Source organism: Nitratireductor sp. B36, from assembly GCF_020833685.1.
GTDB lineage: Bacteria > Pseudomonadota > Alphaproteobacteria > Rhizobiales > Rhizobiaceae > Nitratireductor.
On record NZ_JACKZY010000003.1, the window covers coordinates 546,334 to 564,811 of the forward strand.

Annotated in this window: 16 protein-coding genes and 1 tRNA gene; 12 read left to right on the forward strand and 5 right to left on the reverse strand. The window is 59.0% G+C overall.

The annotated features are described in order from the left end of the window. Positions 1-3 precede the first annotated feature (3 nt). A complete protein-coding gene (locus H7H48_RS14360; protein WP_229449735.1) occupies positions 4-1,179 on the reverse strand; it encodes a phosphoserine transaminase in 1,176 nt (391 codons plus the stop codon). Positions 1,180-1,417: 238 nt separating this feature from the next. Between H7H48_RS14360 and H7H48_RS14365 the strand changes: the two genes are divergently transcribed. After that, positions 1,418-2,716 carry an adenylosuccinate synthase gene (locus tag H7H48_RS14365; RefSeq protein WP_229449736.1) on the forward strand — a complete coding sequence of 433 codons (1,299 nt, stop codon included), beginning with the start codon at positions 1,418-1,420 and terminating at the stop codon, positions 2,714-2,716. Between the two features lie 74 nt (positions 2,717-2,790). Then, a complete protein-coding gene (locus H7H48_RS14370; RefSeq protein WP_229449737.1) occupies positions 2,791-4,275 on the forward strand; it encodes a hypothetical protein in 1,485 nt (494 codons plus the stop codon). A gap of 119 nt (positions 4,276-4,394) precedes the next feature. Here H7H48_RS14370 and rpoH read toward each other — a convergent pair whose 3' ends face one another. Together rpoH and H7H48_RS14380 are read right to left on the reverse strand one after the other, a co-directional pair. Further along, positions 4,395-5,318: an RNA polymerase sigma factor RpoH gene (gene rpoH / locus H7H48_RS14375; RefSeq protein WP_229449738.1), complete on the reverse strand. Its 924-nt coding sequence runs from the start codon at positions 5,316-5,318 to the stop codon at positions 4,395-4,397. 198 nt (positions 5,319-5,516) lie between these two features. Beyond that, entirely contained in the window at positions 5,517-6,524 is a 1,008-nt protein-coding gene (locus H7H48_RS14380; RefSeq protein WP_229450088.1) for an RluA family pseudouridine synthase, read from the reverse strand. A gap of 68 nt (positions 6,525-6,592) precedes the next feature. Between H7H48_RS14380 and H7H48_RS14385 the strand changes: the two genes are divergently transcribed. From H7H48_RS14385 to phoB, 10 genes are all read left to right on the forward strand, one after another. Further along, positions 6,593-6,967, forward strand: a complete 375-nt coding sequence (locus H7H48_RS14385) for a fimbrial protein (RefSeq protein WP_229449739.1) — start codon at positions 6,593-6,595, stop codon at positions 6,965-6,967. Between the two features lie 2 nt (positions 6,968-6,969). Then, positions 6,970-7,374 carry a VOC family protein gene (locus H7H48_RS14390; RefSeq protein ID WP_229449740.1) on the forward strand — a complete coding sequence of 135 codons (405 nt, stop codon included), beginning with the start codon at positions 6,970-6,972 and terminating at the stop codon, positions 7,372-7,374. Positions 7,375-7,425: 51 nt separating this feature from the next. Further along, positions 7,426-7,501: transfer RNA gene (locus tag H7H48_RS14395), tRNA-Glu, on the forward strand. A 240-nt stretch (positions 7,502-7,741) separates the two neighbouring features. Further along, the gene (locus H7H48_RS14400) at positions 7,742-11,011 is read left to right on the forward strand and encodes a response regulator (RefSeq protein WP_229449741.1); all 3,270 of its coding nucleotides are present in this window, start codon (positions 7,742-7,744) and stop codon (positions 11,009-11,011) included. Positions 11,012-11,549: 538 nt separating this feature from the next. Further along, entirely contained in the window at positions 11,550-12,587 is a 1,038-nt protein-coding gene (locus tag H7H48_RS14405) for a substrate-binding domain-containing protein (RefSeq protein ID WP_229449742.1), read from the forward strand. A gap of 104 nt (positions 12,588-12,691) precedes the next feature. Then, complete coding sequence (pstC, locus tag H7H48_RS14410; RefSeq protein ID WP_229449743.1) at positions 12,692-14,164, forward strand: phosphate ABC transporter permease subunit PstC; 1,473 nt, start codon at positions 12,692-12,694, stop codon at positions 14,162-14,164. Continuing rightward, positions 14,161-15,477 (forward strand): phosphate ABC transporter permease PstA, encoded by a 1,317-nt coding sequence (pstA, locus tag H7H48_RS14415; protein WP_229449744.1) that lies wholly within the window; start codon positions 14,161-14,163, stop codon positions 15,475-15,477. The genes pstC and pstA overlap by 4 nt, the downstream gene beginning before the upstream one ends. Positions 15,478-15,491: 14 nt before the next feature. Next, positions 15,492-16,307 carry a phosphate ABC transporter ATP-binding protein PstB gene (gene pstB / locus H7H48_RS14420; protein WP_229449745.1) on the forward strand — a complete coding sequence of 272 codons (816 nt, stop codon included), beginning with the start codon at positions 15,492-15,494 and terminating at the stop codon, positions 16,305-16,307. A gap of 22 nt (positions 16,308-16,329) precedes the next feature. Beyond that, positions 16,330-17,040 (forward strand): phosphate signaling complex protein PhoU, encoded by a 711-nt coding sequence (gene phoU, locus H7H48_RS14425; protein ID WP_229449746.1) that lies wholly within the window; start codon positions 16,330-16,332, stop codon positions 17,038-17,040. 37 nt (positions 17,041-17,077) lie between these two features. Continuing rightward, on the forward strand, positions 17,078-17,764 hold the full coding sequence (gene phoB, locus H7H48_RS14430) for a phosphate regulon transcriptional regulator PhoB (protein ID WP_025030226.1): 687 nt from the start codon (positions 17,078-17,080) through the stop codon (positions 17,762-17,764). Positions 17,765-17,814: 50 nt separating this feature from the next. Here the strand turns inward: phoB and H7H48_RS14435 are convergent, their stop codons facing one another. Then, positions 17,815-18,141 carry a hypothetical protein gene (locus tag H7H48_RS14435; RefSeq protein ID WP_229449747.1) on the reverse strand — a complete coding sequence of 109 codons (327 nt, stop codon included), beginning with the start codon at positions 18,139-18,141 and terminating at the stop codon, positions 17,815-17,817. Between the two features lie 90 nt (positions 18,142-18,231). Further along, positions 18,232-18,399, reverse strand: coding sequence for a DUF1328 domain-containing protein (locus tag H7H48_RS14440; RefSeq protein ID WP_229449748.1), 168 nt, complete (start codon positions 18,397-18,399; stop codon positions 18,232-18,234). Positions 18,400-18,478: the final 79 nt, after the last annotated feature.

The window sequence follows — 18,478 nt, forward strand, 5'->3', positions numbered from 1 at the left end:
ACGTCAGGCCGCAGCCTTGAGGCTTGCCTTCTGGGACTGGAACGCCCAGTCGAGCCAGGGCATCAAAGCTTCCAGATCGGAAGCTTCAACCGTGGCGCCGGCCCAGATCCGCAGGCCAGACGGCGCGTCGCGGTAATGGCCGATGTCGAAGGCAACCTTCTCTTTGGCCAGCGCGGAGACCATTCCCTTTGCAAAAGCCGCCTGTTCGCTCGCATCGAGTGCGGTGATCTCGGGGTCGACGATTGTCAGGCACACGGATGTGTTGGAGCGCGTGGCCGGCACTTTCGCCAGATGGTCGAGCCAGGGCGTCTTGCGGACGAACTCATCGATCACGGCGAAATTCGCATTGGCGCGGGCGACGAGACCGTCGAGGCCGCCAATGGATTTCGCCCAGTTCAGCGCGTCCAGATAGTCTTCCACGCAGAGCATGGAGGGTGTGTTGATCGTCTCGCCCCGGAAGATGCCCTCGATCAACTTGCCGCCCTTGGTCAGGCGGAAGATCTTTGGCAGCGGCCATGCGGGCGTGTAGCTTTCCAGCCTTTCCACCGCGCGCGGCGAGAGGATGATGACGCCGTGTGCGCCTTCGCCACCCAGCACTTTCTGCCAGGAGAAGGTGACCACGTCGAGCTTGTCGAAGGGCAGACGCTGCGCGAAAGCCGCCGATGTGGCATCGCAGATGGTCAGGCCAGCGCGGTTCGCGGGGATGAAATTGCCGTCGGGCACGCGCACGCCGGAGGTGGTGCCGTTCCAGGTGAACACCACATCACGGTCGAAATCGATGGAGCCGAGATCCGGCAGATCGCCATAATCGGCTTCGATGCGGCGCACATCATCGAGTTTCAGCTGCTTGACCACATCGGTGACCCACCCGGCACCGAAAGATTCCCAGGCAACCATGTCGACGCTGCGCTCGCCCAGAAGCGACCAGAGCGCCATTTCCACCGCGCCGGTGTCGGATGCAGGAACGATGCCGATGCGGTAATCGGCGGGAACCTGCAGAATTTCACGGGTAAGATCGATGGCCTCTGCCAGTTTCGCCTTGCCGATGGAAGAACGATGCGACCGGCCAAGTGGAGCGTCGGCAAGCGCGTCGAGCGACCAGCCGGGACGTTTTGTGCAGGGACCTGAGGAAAAATGCGTATTGGCCGGACGGAGGTCCGGCGTGGGGAGTGTGCTCATGATATATCCTATCCTTCCAGATAGCACGCCTCTCGGTGGGGAGAGGTGGCCCACGGACGGAGTTACGCTGATCCGCTTTTTCCGTCAAGTGCGATATGAGCGCCATTCGCTGCGGAAATCGGTTTGGGAGAGTTCGAGATGGTTCCCAGCGGGGCTCTGAGGCTCTATAGAGGCCTTTCGATTTCTTAGATCATCCAGGCGGGGGACCCGCCGGACGTTGCGCCGGAAGGACATTTTCATGGCAAATGTGGTGGTTGTCGGCTCACAGTGGGGCGACGAGGGCAAAGGCAAGATCGTGGACTGGCTGTCGGAGCGTGCCGATGTGGTGGCGCGCTTTCAGGGCGGGCACAATGCCGGGCATACTCTCGTTATCGACGGCGTGAGCTACAAGCTGTCACTCCTGCCTTCGGGTGTGGTGCGCCCCGGAAAGCTTTCCGTCATCGGCAATGGTGTGGTCTTCGACCCGCATGCTTTTGTTGCGGAAATGGGGCGCCTCGCCGAGCAGGGCGTGGAGGTGACGCCTGATCGGCTGAAGATTGCCGAGAACACGGCACTGATCCTTTCGCTTCACCGCGAGCTTGATGGTTTCCGCGAGGATGCCGCTTCCAATTCGGGCAACAAGATCGGCACGACGCGTCGCGGCATCGGGCCAGCCTATGAAGACAAGGTGGGCCGCCGCGCCATCCGCGTAATGGACCTGGCCAACAAAGACACGCTGCCGATGAAGATCGACCGCCTGCTCACGCATCACAATGCGCTGCGTCGTGGTCTTGGGCATGAAGAAGTTACGCATCAGGCGATCATGGAAGAGCTGACGTCTGTCGCCGACAAGATTCTTCCCTATGTCGACCGCGTCTGGAAAATTCTTGAAGATGCGCGCCGGGCCGGTCAGCGCATATTGTTTGAGGGTGCGCAGGGCACCATGCTCGACATCGACCACGGCACATATCCGTTCGTGACATCTTCCAACACCATTGCAGGGCAGGCGGCGACCGGCTCCGGGCTTGGACCAGGCTCGATCGACTATGTGCTGGGCATCACCAAGGCCTACACCACCCGCGTGGGCGAAGGGCCGTTTCCGACCGAGCAGAAGAACGAGGTCGGTGAATTCCTCGGCACACGCGGTCATGAGTTCGGCACCGTGACCGGACGTCAGCGGCGCTGCGGCTGGTTTGACGCTGTTCTGGTGCGCCAGGCCGTGGTTACCAATGGCATGAATGGCATCGCGCTTACCAAGCTCGACGTTCTCGATGGTATGGATGAGATCAAGATCTGCACGGGTTACAAACTGGATGGCGAGCTGATCGACTATCTTCCGGCCGGTCAGGGTGCGCAGGCGCGTCTTGAACCCGTTTATGAGACGCTGGAAGGCTGGAAAGGCACCACCAGGGGCGCGCGTAAATGGACCGATCTGCCAGCGCAGGCCGTCAAATATGTGCGCCACGTGGAGGAATTGATCGGCGCGCCTGTGGCAATTCTTTCCACCAGTCCCGAACGCGAAGACGCCATACTTGTGACAGATCCTTTTCAGGACTAGTTTCGCGTGCAAAATTGCGTTGCGTGCTATTCAGATGAGTGCGCGTTCTGGAAGTAACACAGGTTTGATACGGCATGGCGGATTTTTCTGCAGTTCTGAAGAAGACGATCGACGCATTGTCGGAAAACACTCCGGCGGCGCGCGAGCGGATCTATCAGAAAGCCCGGGCGACGATCGAGAACAAGCTCAAGGCAATGGACCCGGCTCCGTCTGCCGCCGTTGCCGACCGCCAACGCAAGCTGCTCGAGGACGCAATCGCCCGGGTCGAAGCCGAGTACGCGCCTCCGCCACAGCCTGAAGAACCCGCGCAGGACGAGCTCGACCAGATCTTTGCCGAGCTGGATGTTGATCCGGCAAAGCCGCGCGATCCTGTCCCTTCAGCCTTTCAGTCTCAGCCAGCGCCTCCTGAACCTGCTTCTTTCGACGTCGGGACACCACAGAAGACCGGGTCTGAGACAGCGGATGGAGAAGCGGACCAGGCCACGCGGGGTGATGCGCCATCGTTTTCGGCAGCGGAACCTGCTCTCGAAACCCCACCACCGCCACCGCGCAGGAAATCAGGCAAAGGTGGCGCAACCGGGTTGATTGCGGGCGTGGTCCTGCTTCTTGCTGTACTCGCGGCCGGGGCCTGGTTCTTCAAAGACGATCTCACACGTCTCGCCGATTTTGAGAATGCTGAGCAAACGGTCGCCGAGAGCGGTGAACCTGCGGCGAATTCCGGCGATGAGACACCCGCCAATAATGAGAGCGCCGCGCCTGCTCCTTCGGAGACAAGCGACACGAGCGCGAGCCAGCAGCCGGCTCAGCCCGAACCGGTGCGGAAATTCACCCAACGTCTGCTCGCAGACGGGCGCGAGGTCGACGAGGGCCCGGCTGGCGGTGAGCCTGGTCTGGGTGAGGGAACCTCGGTCGCACAGGCAACCGTGCCGAGCGATGGAGAAGCAACCCAGCCCTCATCGTCTCAGAACGGTCAGTCAGAGAGCCCCGGAGCCAGCGAGGCGCTGCCTGTCGGGCAAAAAGCCATTTACTATGAAGAGCGGACAAGCGTTTCGCAGGGGTCGGCCGATCTCGGCGCGGTTGTCTGGTCGGTCGTTCAGGAATCGCCGGGCAACGACCTCCCACCGGAACCGGCCATCCGCGCCGATGCGACCATTCCGGAGAAGAATCTCCAGCTGAAGATGACGATTCGGCGCAATGCCGATGAGTCCCTGCCCGCCAGCCATATTCTCGAGATCATCTTCCTGACGCCGGATGATTTTGATGGTGGTGGGATAGACAATGTTCTGCGGGTTTCCCTGAAACGGTCCGAGCAGGATACGGGCAACCCGCTGCTTGGCATCCCGGCCAAAATTGCCGACGGCTTCTTCCTGGTGGCGCTGAGTGACAGCACTGCGGATACAGAAACGAATATGCTTCTGCTGCGCCGCCAGAGCTGGATCGACATACCGGTGGTTTACAAATCGGGGCGGCGTGCGCTCATCACGATTGAGAAAGGCATCCCGGGAGACAAGGTGTTCAACGATGTTCTCAACGCCTGGCAGGCTGCGACGAGCGGCTGACAGGCATCCATCTTACAGGCACCCATCTTCATGCATGAACGCAAAAAAGCCGGCGGTATTCCGCCGGCTTTTTTGATTGTAGACCGCTCCCGATCCCGGGGGGCGTATCAGGGGGCGTATCAGGCGCCTGCCTGCCGGTGTGCCTCAGCAGCCGTGGCCTTGGCGGCCATCGCCTGCTGACGGGCGGAGTTCTGCACGGCTTCCTGCACCTTCTCGAATGCGCGAACCTCGATCTGGCGCACCCGCTCGCGGCTGATGTCGAACTCGCCTGAAAGCTCTTCCAGGGTCATCGGGTCCTCGGAAAGGCGGCGTGCCTGAAAGATGCGCTTTTCACGGTCGTTGAGTACGGACATCGCGTCGCCGAGCATGCGGCGGCGGGTTTCCAGTTCGTCCTGCTCGACCAGTATGTCTTCCTGGCTTTCGCCATCGTCGACCAGCCAGTCCTGCCATTCGCCCGATTCACCTTCCGTCGCCCGAATGGGCGCGTTGAGCGAAGCGTCGCCGGAAAGACGGCGGTTCATGGAAACCACCTCTTCCTCGCTCACATTCAGGCGGGTGGCAATCTCCGTAACCTGCTCCGGGTTCAGGTCGCCGTCGTCGAGCGCCTGAATCTTGCTCTTAACCTTGCGAAGGTTGAAGAACAGGCGTTTCTGGTTCGCCGTGGTGCCCATTTTCACCAGGCTCCACGAGCGCAGGATATATTCCTGGATCGAGGCCTTGATCCACCACATGGCGTAGGTGGCGAGGCGGAAGCCGCGTTCCGGTTCGAATTTCTTCACGGCCTGCATCAGGCCGACATTGCCTTCTGAAATAACCTCGCCGATCGGCAGGCCATAGCCGCGGTATCCCATCGCGATCTTAGCCACGAGGCGCAGATGGCTCGTAACGAGCTTGTGAGCCGCGGCCGTGTCGTCATGCTCTGAATAACGCTTGGCGAGCATGTATTCTTCCTCAGGCTGAAGCATGGGGAAGCGGCGAATCTCCTCCAGGTAGCGGGTCAGTCCGCCTTCACCTGAAGCGATGCTGGGTAATGTCTGGGCCATTTAAGCACCCTCCTTTGCCGGATATGCCCTCATGCGGGGACGCCTTGAAAACCTGGCGTTTGCTGGAATGAGAGACAGTGCGACCATCTTTGATGCATCGCACCATATCCTATGTAGGAACGAATTCCGACGGTTAAAGTTTCATTCTGCTGTCAACATTATGTCACCAGACGGTGAACAATATTATTGTACCGATAATTACAAAATATCCAGCGCCTTTGTCAATGCCGTCATATCAAGAGGCGGTTCGGCCTCGAAACGCATGACATCACCGGTCTCCGGATGACGGAAAGCCAACAGGCGCGCATGAAGAGCCTGACGCGAAAAAGCGGCGACTGTGGGGCGTATCTCTTCCGGCAATCGATTGACCTTTGTTCGGAATGCGCGGCCATAGTCAGCGTCACCGATAAGCGGGTGGCCGATATGAGCCATGTGGACACGGATCTGATGCGTACGACCCGTTTCCAGCCTGCATTCAACTTTTGCGGCAAATGCCTTGCCGTTGCCATCGGTTCCGTAGCGTTTCTGCACCTGGTAGCGGGTCACCGCGTGGCGGGCATCGCTGCGCCCCGCCGGCACGACGGCGCGCAAGGTTCTGCTTTGCGCATGACGACCGAGCGGCGCGTCGATGGTCCCGGCCATCCGTTCCGGGGCACCCCAGACGAGGGCGACATAGGCGCGCTCCAGGTCGCCGCTGCGACCATGGTCAGCAAAGCTCTCCGAAAGAAGACGATGGGCATTGTCCGTCTTGGCGACGACCATCACGCCGCTGGTATCCCGGTCGAGCCGGTGGACGATACCCGGCCGGCGTACACCGCCAATGCCTGAGAGAGAAGCACCGCAATGATGCAGAAGCGCATTCACCAGTGTGCCCGACCAGTTTCCCGGAGCAGGATGAACGACAAGCCCTGCCGGCTTGTTGATGACAATCAGGGCATCGTCTTCATAAAGCACATCAAGTGGGATCGCTTCGGCTTCAGGTTCGGCCGGCTCCGCTTCGGGGACGGCGAGTGTATAAACCTCACCTTCCGCGATCTTGTGCTTGGTTTCGGTGAGAGGTTTTTCACCCAGCATTACCGATCCGGCGCGAATGAGCGCCTGTAGCCGGCTGCGTGAAACCGACGCGCCCAGGCGGCCTGAAAGCCAGCGATCCAGCCTTTCTCCCGCGTCTTCTGCCTCGACGGTAAATGCTTTGCACGTGTTCATGGCTTCCCATTCACGGTGGTCTTCGGTATCAGGATCGCCCATTGGAACTGCTTTCGAAACGGTGAGACATGGCCACGCCACAAGAACAGGAAGACCTGGAGCAGGAAGAGCTCGACCCGGCGGCCGAGCGTGTGCGCCGCAAAATGGTCCGCTTTATGGCTATCAACCTGGGCATTCTGTTCGCTGCGGTTATGGCTGTCGTGCTCGCTTTTGTCTACAAGACCCTTAGCAGCGCACCTGAAGAACCTGCGGCGACGATTGCGTTGCCCGGCGATGCAGTCGAGGGCCGGATTGATCTGCCGCAGGGAGCCCGCATCCTCTCTCAGTCGCTCGATGGTGTGCGGGTGTCGCTCCATCTCCGGTTGGCGGATGGTGCGGAGGAACTGCGTCTTTTCGATCTCACCAGCGGTCAGATGATCGCCCGGTTCGTTCTGGAGCCGTGACTTTGCCAGGCCGGCGGATCGCGCTGACGACACTTGTCGTGCGTGACTATGACGAGGCGATTGGCTGGTATCGCGACAAACTGGGCTTCCACCTTTTGGAGGACACTCCGCTTTCACCCGGAAAGCGCTGGGTGGTCATGGCGCCGGAAAATCGTGCGCCCGGTGCCTTGCTTCTGGCGCGCGCTGCGAGCGAGGAGCAGTCTGCTGCTGTCGGCAATCAGGCGGGTGGACGCGTATTTCTGTTTCTTCATACCGATAATTTCCAACGCGATTATATTGCCATGCGCGAAGCGGGCGTCATGTTTCATGAAGATCCTCGTGAGGAGCCCTATGGCACAGTGGCGGTCTTTTCGGATCTCTACGGCAATCTCTGGGATCTTTTGCAGCCGAAATCACAGGTAACGTAAAACCGCTGTTGCATTTGCCGGCGAAGGCGACTATATCGCCGCAATCGCTGCGCTCCCATCGTCTAGCGGTCTAGGACGCCGCCCTCTCACGGCGGAAACAGGGGTTCGAGTCCCCTTGGGAGTGCCATTCCTTCTTCTCATGTTTATTTTCCGGGATTGCTGTCATCTGTCCAGCGACGGGCAAGTTCCGTCTGGCAGGGTGGGCTGCGAACACATCTTATGCTTTGCAAATCGTTAAGTCTTGGGCACCAAACTGAGGCTGATGCGTTGGGAACACGAGAAGGTTCGATAGTGCCTTTCTGGGGAGCGTGCGGTTTTGGGAACCGGTGAGGGGTCAGATGTTGAGGAGCGATTTCGCGGTGAAGCGTTGGCCGCGTTGCTTCGGTCTGCCTCCGGTTGGGTGTGGGAAACCGACGAAAACCATCGCCTGACCTGGATTTCAAAAGAATTTCAGACTGTTACAGGGCTCGATCCGAAGCGTTTCATCGGCAGGTCACGTATCACCCTTGCGCGCAATGCCTTCCATCCCGTTGGCGATGTGGAAGCGCATGAGAGGCTTCTTGCTCAACGCCAGCCATTCGGACAATTCGTTTACGACCTCGAAGGCGGTCCGCAGGACTGTCGCTGGATCTCCGTTTCAGGCTTCCCGATATTCGATGAGGAACACCAGTTCTGCGGCTATCGGGGTGTGGCGCAGAATGTCACTCCGATTATGGGTCTTCTGCGTGATGCTGATCGTTCGAATGACGAAACGGATCCGAAAGAGCGTTACCCGGGCAGTGGCGGCCACTTTGCCAGGTTGATGACCGCGCTGGATGTCACCCGAGATGCTTTGTGCTGCTACGATGCGGATGATCGGCTTGTGCTGAGCAACCAGGCAATGCATGTGATGTACGCCGGTCTTGAGGATTTCATTCGTCCTGGCACATCTTTCGAAGCACTCCTTCGTGCGGGGGTGGAACGCGGAATCCTCTCAACCGAGGGTGCCGACCCCGAAGTCTGGCTTCAGAAGGTCCTTGCGCTGCGAAGTTGTGAAGATGCATTTGAAAGCGTTATCCGCTTCACGGATGGCCGCTGGATCATGCATAGGGAGAAGCGGACCGCCGATGGCGGCACGATCGGCATATGTACCGATATAACCCGGCTCAGGCGTCATGAGGACGCGCTGGCGGCAGCGCTCGAGAAAGCGAAACTTGCCGAGGCAATTCTCGATGAACTGCCAAATCCTGTTTTTGCAAAAGATCAGGACCTCCGGTTCGTTCTGGTCAACAGGGCGTTCAAACGGACGCTTGGCGTGGAAGTTCCCGACATACTCGGACGGCGCGCGACAGATTTCACGTCGCCCGAACTCGCCGAAAGCTTCGAGAGAAGCGAACGTCATGTGCTCGAGACGCATGAGGATTTCGAAATTGAGGAGGATTTCGACCAGCCGGGCATCGGCAAGTATCGTATCGTGCGCAAGTGTCGTGTGGAGACGGAAAGCGGAACGCCCTACGTGGTGGGGGCCCTGTTCGACATCTCCGATATCCGCAAGCGCGAGAACGATGCCGAGGACGCCCGTCGGCAGCTTGCAGAAGTTCTGGAGACGCTGCCGGCCGGTGTCGTCATCTACGATCGTGACGATCGCTATGTTCTGGCCAACCGCAAGATGCAGGAAGCTCTGCCGGCCATGATTCCGGCCATGCGGCCGGGCAAGTCCTTGCGGCATGCGGTCGAGCTTGCCCATGACGCCGGATATTTCCGGCAAAGCGGTGATGCAGAGCTTGATGCATTATACGATACTGATCGAGAAGCGTGGATCGAAGGCTATCTCAAGTCCTATCAGGTGCGCCATCGCATCTTTGAGCGCAGTCACGCAAATGGTCGCTGGGTGAAAGCCATTGACACCCGGACAGAGGATGGGACCTTTGTCGGTGTGCGGGTGGATATAACCGAGCTGAAACAGCGGGAGGCCGAGCTGCAGGCGGCGCGAGAAGAGGCCGTCCTCGCCGACCGGGCAAAATCCGAGTTCCTTGCCAATATGAGCCATGAAATCCGAACGCCGATGAACGGTGTTCTGGGCATGACCGAGCTGTTGGCAAAAACAGATCTCACAGCCAAGCAGAAAACCTTCACGGATATCATCCTGAAGTCGGGAAACGCGCTTCTGACCATCATCAACGACATTCTCGATTTTTCGAAGATTGATGCCGGACACATCGTCCTCGAAGCGGAGCCGTTTTATCTTGGGGAGGCCGTCGGCGATGTGGCGACTCTCATGTCTTCCCGGGCGAAGGAAAAAGACATCGAGCTGATCGTCCGGGTGGATCCCGGGATCACGCGGGCCGTGGTGGGTGATGTCGGACGCGTTCGCCAAATACTCACAAATCTCGTGGGCAATGCCGTCAAATTCACCGAAAAAGGTCATGTTCTGGTGAATGTGAGCGGCAGCGATACCCCGGAGGGTGAACTCGCACTGCAATTCAGTGTGACGGACACGGGTATCGGTATCCCGAAAAACAAGCTTCATCTGGTCTTCGACAAGTTCAGCCAGGTTGATGCCTCGTCGACCCGGCGTCATGAGGGGACCGGTCTCGGGCTCGCCATCACGTCGCGTCTCGTTGGCCTTATGGGTGGCCAGATCGGTGTCGAGAGCGTTGAGGGGCGGGGGTCGACCTTCTGGTTCACACTGACGCTGCCCAAGGCCGCTGGCGTCACGCAGCAGCCGCTGGCCCCACGCGAAGTGAAGAACGCCCGCGTGCTCGTCGTGGACGACAATTCGGTCAACCGGATGATTTTGCGCGAGCAGATGGAGTACTGGGGCTTTGATGCCTGCGTCGCCCGCAATGCCCTTGAAGGGCTGGAAGTGCTTCGTGCCGTGGCGCGAATGGGGTTGCGGGTCGACTGTATGGTTGTCGACTATCAGATGCCGGGCATGAACGGGCTGGAGATGGTGGAAGCGATCCGCGCCGAACCCGAGATCGCCGAAGTGCCGGTGGTTTTGCTCACCTCTGTCGATCAGTCTCTGTCTGGTTTCGGTGCGCGCGAGCTGTCAATCGCAGCGCATCTGATCAAGCCAGCGCGGTCCTCAGCGCTTCTCGAGGCGATGATCACGGCGATGCAGACCACGGTGGACGGCCCCACGACGGGCAGCCTCTCGGACCGAGACACAGCGGCGACCGCGGTCGGGGATGCGGGAGAGCTCGCCGAACCGCTTCGGGAGGTGGAGAAGGTGTCACCGGATGATGATGGCACCTCCCCTAGCATCGATGTTTTGGTTGCAGAAGACAATGAGGTCAACCAGCTCGTCTTCCGGCAAATTCTCAGCGAAGCAGGATTGCGTTTCGAAATCGTGGAAAACGGTCGACGTGCGCTCGAAGAATGTGCGCGCAAGAAACCCCGACTGATTTTAATGGACGTTTCGATGCCCGAGATGAACGGGCTGGAAGCGACAAGGGAGATTCGCCAACGTGAAACTGGCGCTCGCACACGTGTCCCTATCATTGGCGTGACCGCTCATGCATTGAAGGGCGATCGCGAATTGTGCCTGGAGGCGGGGATGGACGATTATCTCTCCAAACCGATCAGTCCCAGGGCGCTTTTGGAGAAAATCAACTCCTGGGTGAATTCCCTATCCGTAAAATCAATTCAGAAATGAGTAAGAATTCCTTACAAGCTTTTGATAAATAATGATTTTTCAACCAAACATGCGCGTTTCGTATTACTAGCGTGATCGCACCATTTAGGGAAAACGACGCTCTCATTAAAGTTGAGACAAATGGTCAATGCTTGGCCATGGTTTTTCCGGGCGGGTGGAGGTCCACAGGCCATGGGTGGTCCAAACGAGCCCCAACAGGATCTATCCGGGTTTTAAACCCAGCCCAGTGTGATTTGCCATTCAATATGGCCTTTCCCCCGCCCGGCTTTTTCTGATCTCAAGAGATGTGTCTCAGAGCTGAGCGGCGGCTCGGTGTCGGCGCTCCTGGTGTCAGCGCTCCTGGTGTCGGGGGCTGGCGAATGGATATGCCCGCCCACCGTGCCCTTTTGCATCCCTGCCGATTTAAGAAGGCGACGCTGATTTTCGTTCGTAATCAGGCTGACACGGAACTGTCATGGAACTGTTACACAGAGTTGTTATTCCGCTCCCCGACGCCGGCAGGGCGTCTGACCGAATTCCGAACAGGGAGCTGTCTCCAATGAAAAAATTCCTTCTTACCGCTTCGGCGGCCACGATCGCCCTTGCCGGTGCGGTCGGCGCGGCCGCGGCCCGCGATCAGGTTCAGATCGCCGGCTCTTCGACCGTTCTCCCCTATGCGAAGATCGTTGCCGAAAACTTCGGCGAAACCTTCCCGAACTTCAAGACGCCGGTCGTCGAGTCCGGTGGTTCGTCCGCTGGTCTGAAAGAGTTCTGCAAGGGCGTCGGTGAAGCCACGATCGACATTGCCAATGCATCGCGCAAAATCCGCGAAAAGGAAGTTGCAGCCTGCGCCGAAGCAGGTGTAACCGAAATCCAGGAAATCCAGTTTGGCTATGACGGCATCGTCTTCGCCACCGATATCCAGGGTCCGGATTGGGCGCTTGAGCCTGTTGATGTCTACAAGGCACTGGCGGCGAAGGTCGCAGTCGACGGCAAGCTGGTCGACAATCCCTATAAGAAGTGGAACGAAGTGAACCCGGATCTGCCGGATTGGGACATCGCTGCTTACATCCCCGGTGAAAAGCACGGCACCCGCGAAGTCTTCGAGGAGAAGGTGCTTGCAGCCGGTTGTGAGGTTGCTGGTGGTCTCAAGGCTGCCGAAGAGGCTGGCCTCGACGAAGACGCTGCCGAAGCCGCATGCATTGCGGTTCGCAAGGATGGCGGCGCGGTCGACATCGACGGCGACTACACCGAGACGCTCGCCCGCATCGACGCCAACAAGACCGGCGTCGGCGTGTTCGGCCTCTCCTTCTACGAGAACAATGCCGACAAGCTGAAGGTCGCCACCATCAACGGCATCACGCCGTCGGTCGACACGATCTCCACCGGCGAATACCCCGTGTCGCGCCCGCTTCAGTTCTACGTGAAGAAGGCTCATATCGGGGTCGTTCCTGGCCTGAAGGAATATGTCGAGTTCTTCCTCGACGATCAGATGGTCGGCCCGGAAAGCCCGCTCGCCGATTACGGTCTGGTTCCGGCTCCGGATGCGGAGCGTGATGCTCAGCGCAAGGCTTTCGAGGCTGGCGAAACCATGTAATCCGGTTTCCGCATGACAACGCAGGCGGCTCAAGCCGCCTGCGTTCGGTCTTTGCGGAGAGATTGTGAACTGGACGCCCGGCCAGGTGCCGGAGAGGGGGCTTCGTGGCCTGGGGACTTCTCCTTACCATCATCGTTTTCATTGGCGTTGTCGGATACGTTCTCGGCAGTGCACGTGCGAAGAAGCAAATTGCCTCGTCGGCCGAGAAGCCGCATTCGCGTGCACATTATCATGGCTGGTGGGTGTTCCTGCTTGCTGTTTTGCCGGCGGTGTTTTTCATGGCGGCCTGGTCTGCCGGTAGCTATGCCTATGTGGATCGCGCAATCAGCGAGCGGATGCCCGAGCAAACGGCGGACAGCGCGATCGCAAGCCGTTCTCTGGCTTTGGGGATGGTGCGCAATCTTGCAGCCGGCATGCGCAGGCTCGAAACCGATCCGGCCATTGCCGAAGTGCCGGAAAGTTTTGAGGAGCTGCGTCCTGTCCTTGCAGAGCGCGGTGTTGCGCTGGCTTCGGATACGCAGGATTACATGATCCCCATCGCGGCCGAGCTTAACGCCATGCAGGACAATGCAGCGTGGATCGGCACGGTAATCGCGATCCTGCTGTCGCTGGGAGGCGCGGTACTCGGCTTACGAAGTGTTCGACCTCGGGGCCGGGCCAGGAACAATGTCGAGCGCATCATTACCTTGGGCCTCTTGGCCGCCTCCACCATCGCCATCCTGACGACGGTGGGCATCGTCTTTTCCATGCTGTTCGAGACGATCCATTTCTTCCGCTCGGTGTCGCTGAGCAACTTCTTTTTCGGAACCGTCTGGGACCCGCGCTTCGCTGCGGCCGGTGCGGAGGCGCAGGAGGGGCAGTTCGGTCTCATCCCGCTGCTTGCCGGTACGATCTATATTGCTTTCGTGGCGATGCTGTTTGCCGTGCCTGTGGGACTGATGGCGGCGATTTACATGGCCGAATATGCCTCCAAGCGCGTGCGTTCGGTGGTCAAGCCCCTGCTAGAGGTTCTGGCCGGAATTCCGACCATTGTCTACGGTTTCTTCGCCCTGGTTACGGTCGGTCCATTCCTGCGCGACATGAGCGCGGCGATCGCCGGCGGCCCCGGCTTTATCCAGGCGCAAAGCGTTCTGACAGCAGGTCTCGTTATGGGCATCATGTTGATCCCCTTCGTCTCGTCGCTGTCGGATGACATTATCACAGCAGTGCCGCGTGCTATGCGCGATGGTTCGCTCGGCCTCGGCGCGACGCGCTCCGAAACGATCAAACGGGTCATCCTGCCAGCCGCGCTGCCAGGCATTGTCGGCGCATTGCTGCTGACGGCTTCCCGCGCCATTGGCGAAACCATGATCGTCGTGCTGGCTGCCGGTGTTGCTGCCAACCTCACGCTCAACCCGTTCGAGGCGATGACGACCATCACCGTGAAGATCGTCAACCAGCTTACGGGCGACCTTGAGTTCACCTCGCCTCAAACGCTGGTTGCCTTCGCGCTGGGCATGACCCTGTTTGTGCTCACACTCGGCATGAATGTTTTCGCGCTCTACATCGTGCGCAAGTACCGGGAGCAATACGAATGACCGATGCTGTCTACAAAGGAGGGGATGCTCCCCGCGCATCTGTGCGCCGCGATATCGGCATCAAGAAGCGTTATGCGGCAGAACAGCGTTTCCGGATGTATGGGATCATTGCGATTGCCATCGGCATCTTCTTTCTGGCTGCGCTTTTATGGTCGGTGATCTCCAACGGCTACACCGCCTTTTGGCAAACATCCATCAATCTGGACGTCACCTTCGCCGAGAATATCATTGACCCGGATAATGAGCGTGCGTCCGACCCCAACACGCTGCTCACCGCCAATTACCCGAAACTGGCCACCGATGCCCTGGCGGCAAAGCTTGGCGTCGATCCGGAGAACCGGCGATTGGTTCGCGAGGTGGGCGGCTTGATCTCAAATGGTGTACGCACGCAATTGCGTGACATGGTGATAGCCGATCCTTCGATCATTGGAACGACACAGAATGTCTGGGTCCTGGCGAGCGGAGACGTTGATTCCGCTCTCAAGGGGCAGGTCAATCTCGAGGTGGAGGAAAGCCGCCGCAAGGTCTCCGACCAGCAGCTCGAATGGATGCGCGTCATGGAAGCAGACGGCGTTCTGGAACAGCGCTTCAATACAGGGCTTTTCACCCGCGGTGCCTCGAGCCGGCCTGAAACGGCAGGTATGGGGGTGGCCATCGTGGGCTCGCTCTACATGATGTTGATCGTGCTCCTTCTGGCGCTGCCGATCGGCGTTGCCGCCTCGATTTATCTTGAGGAGTTCGCGCCGCAGAACAAGCTGACCGATCTGATCGAGGTCAACATCAACAATCTGGCGGCCGTGCCGTCCATCGTCTTCGGTCTCCTCGGTCTCGCCGTGTTCATCAACTTCATGCATCTGCCGCGCTCTGCGTCTCTTGTGGGCGGTCTGGTGCTGACGCTGATGACATTGCCGACGATCATAATTGCGACGCGTGCAGCGCTGCGCGCCGTACCGCCCTCGATCCGCTCGGCAGCTCTCGGCCTTGGTGCCTCGCGCACACAGACGGTGTTTCACCATGTGCTGCCGCTGGCTGCGCCCGGCATTCTGACGGGCACGATCATCGGCCTCGCCCAGGCACTCGGCGAAACGGCCCCGCTGCTTCTGATCGGCATGGTGGCTTTCGTGGCCGATTACCCCACCACGCCGCTCGATCCCGCTACGGCGCTGCCGGTACAGATCTATATGTGGGCGAACGAAGCCGAACGCGCCTTTGTCGAGCGTACCTCGGGCGCTATCATCGTATTGCTGCTGTTCCTCGCCGTGATGAACATCACCGCCATAATTCTGCGGCGGCGCGTCGAGCGTCGCTGGTAACGGAGTGGAAGGACATGAATATGCTCACTGATGCTGCTGTCGAAGAAGCACTGGATGCGAGCCAGAAGCCAAAACCTCTCAAGATGCGCGGTGAGAATGTGCGTGTCTTCTACGGCGAGAAGCAAGCGCTTTTCGATGTGAATCTGGATGTTCTGGAAAACCAGGTGACGGCGCTTATCGGCCCTTCGGGCTGTGGCAAGTCCACGTTTCTGCGTTGTCTCAACCGCATGAATGACACGATCGATATTTGCCGGATCGAAGGCAAGATCACGCTTGATGATCAAGACATCTATGATCCTAAGATCGATGTGGTGGAGCTGCGTGCCCGTGTTGGCATGGTTTTCCAGAAGCCAAATCCATTCCCCAAGTCGATTTACGAGAACATCGCTTATGGGCCGCGCATCCATGGGCTGGCTTCCAAGAAGGCTGAGTTCGATGAAATCGTCGAGTCCAGCCTGCAGAAGGCCGGCCTCTTCAACGAGGTGAAGGACCGTTTGCATGAGCCCGGCACGGGTCTCTCCGGCGGCCAGCAGCAGCGTTTATGCATTGCGCGCGCCATCGCGGTTTCGCCCGAGGTGATCCTCATGGATGAGCCGTGCTCGGCTCTTGATCCCATCGCCACCGCCAAGGTGGAAGAGCTGATCGACGAACTGCGCGAGAACTACACGATCGTCATCGTCACGCACTCCATGCAGCAGGCGGCGCGCGTTTCGCAGCGCACGGCCATGTTCCATCTGGGCAACCTTGTCGAGGAAGGTCCGACGGACAAGATGTTCACCAATCCGGATGACAAGCGCACCCAGGATTACATCACCGGTCGCTTCGGTTGACGCACAGATAAGGAACCAGATCATGGGCGAGCACACAGTCAGCTCCTTCGATGAGGAACTCGGTGAGATCGACCGCCTCATTCGCGATATGGGCGATCTCTCCGGTGCGATGACCCGCGCCTCCACCAATGCCCTTCTTCATTCCGATACCGCGCTGGCACAGCGCGTTATCTCCGATGACACGATCATGGACGCCAAGCAGCGCGATCTCGACGAACGCGCCATAACACTGATCGCCAAGCGCCAGCCGATGGCACAGGATCTGCGAAGCGTCGTCGGTGCCATTCGTATGGCGGCGGATCTGGAGCGTATCGGTGATCTTGCGAAGAACATCGCCAAGCGCGTCAGCGCGGTGGGCCAGAGCGCTACACCGCGAACACTAGCGCATTCCATAGACGCCATGGCAGGCCTGGTGCTGCAGCAGGTTAATGCTGTGGTCGAGCATTACGTGAAGCGCGATGCCGATGCCTTGATCCAGTTACGCGACGACGACGAGAAAATCGACATTCAGTATACGTCGGTGTTCCGGGAATTGCTGACTTATATGATGGAAGATCCGCGCAACATCACCTCGTGCACGCATCTTCTCTTCTGCGCGAAAAATCTGGAACGCATTGGCGATCATGTGACGAATATCGCCGAGAATGCCTATTATGTGGTGACGGGGGAGCAGCTTCCGGTCCAGCGGCCGAAGCTTGATGAAACACAGATGACGGTCGATACGGATGCCTAAGCGGCCGTAGCAATGCTTTAGGAGAATGCCTTCCATGATTGCCCCCAAGGTCATGGTCGTTGAAGACGACGAACCGCTCTGCGTCCTGTTGAAATACAATCTGGAGGCGGAAGGGTATCAGGTAGAGATGATCTCGCGCGGCGATGAAGCCGAGGTGCGGTTGCAGGAGAATGTCCCGGATCTGCTCGTTCTGGACTGGATGGTTCCGGCCGTATCAGGCATCGAACTGTGCCGCCGGCTGCGCATGCGTCCTGAAACCGAGCGTCTTCCCATTATCATGCTCACCGCGCGCGGTGAGGAAAGCGACCGCGTTCGCGGTCTTTCCACCGGTGCCGACGATTATCTGGTCAAGCCGTTTTCGACGCCCGAGTTCGTTGCGCGTGTGCGGGCGCTCCTGCGCAGAGCCAAGCCTGAGGTTCTCTCAACGGTGCTGTCTGTGGGCGATATTGTGCTCGACCGCGAATCGCATCGCGTTTACCGGCGCAAGAATGAAATCCGTCTGGGACCGACCGAGTTTCGCTTGCTGGAATTCATGATGCAGCATCCGGGGCGGGTCTTTTCGCGCAGCCAGCTGCTCGACAATGTATGGGGTGAGACGATCTATATCGACGAGCGCACCGTGGATGTCCATGTGGGCCGGTTGCGCAAGGCCGTGAACCAGGGGCGGCTTCCCGATGTGATCCGCACCATTCGCGGCGCAGGCTACGCCATTCGAGAAGCCTGATACAAAAACCCCGGCACTTGGCCGGGGTTTTTGCTGAAGCTGTTGTCTGATTACTCGGTGAAGATGTTCTTCTGACGCGCATGCTCATTGTGAGCGACTGCGAAGCTGTTGACCGGTTCCAAAGAGGCCGTCAGCTTCCCGTCTTTGGTGATGTCCCACTCCAGCACAGCGTCATCGTAGACGAGTGCAGGATCCACAAAGACGCACGTTGCCATAACCCGTGGCGCCTCGCCTTCAAGCTCGCGCAGGGAAATGGGCTTCTCGGCCTCGCACTCCTCAAAGGTTTCGTAAATCGGAGCGGGGGCAGGAAGTTCGCGGCATTCAGCCATGTTGCCGGAGCAGCCGACAACCAGAAGAAGCGCAGCGATATGTTCCATGGCGTTCTCCTTTCACTGTCTGCCCGACGCGGAAGCCATGGATGGTCCGCATCGTCGGATGCCGCATTCGTTTACGTCAGGTGTACTCGTTTAACCGCGCCCTCTAATCAGTCCCATGACCAGAGAAATCACGAGAAGGGCGAGAAAGATGTAGAACAGGATCTGTGCGATCCCTGCGGAAGCGCCTGCAATACCGCCAAAACCAAGGGCGCCGGCGATAAGAGCGACGACGAGGAATATAAGTGCCCAGTAAAGCATTCTGTCTCTCCGTTTAGTTATGGCAGTTAAACGCTATCCACGGAGATTGGTTCCCGGAGAAAGAAAACCGGCAAACAAA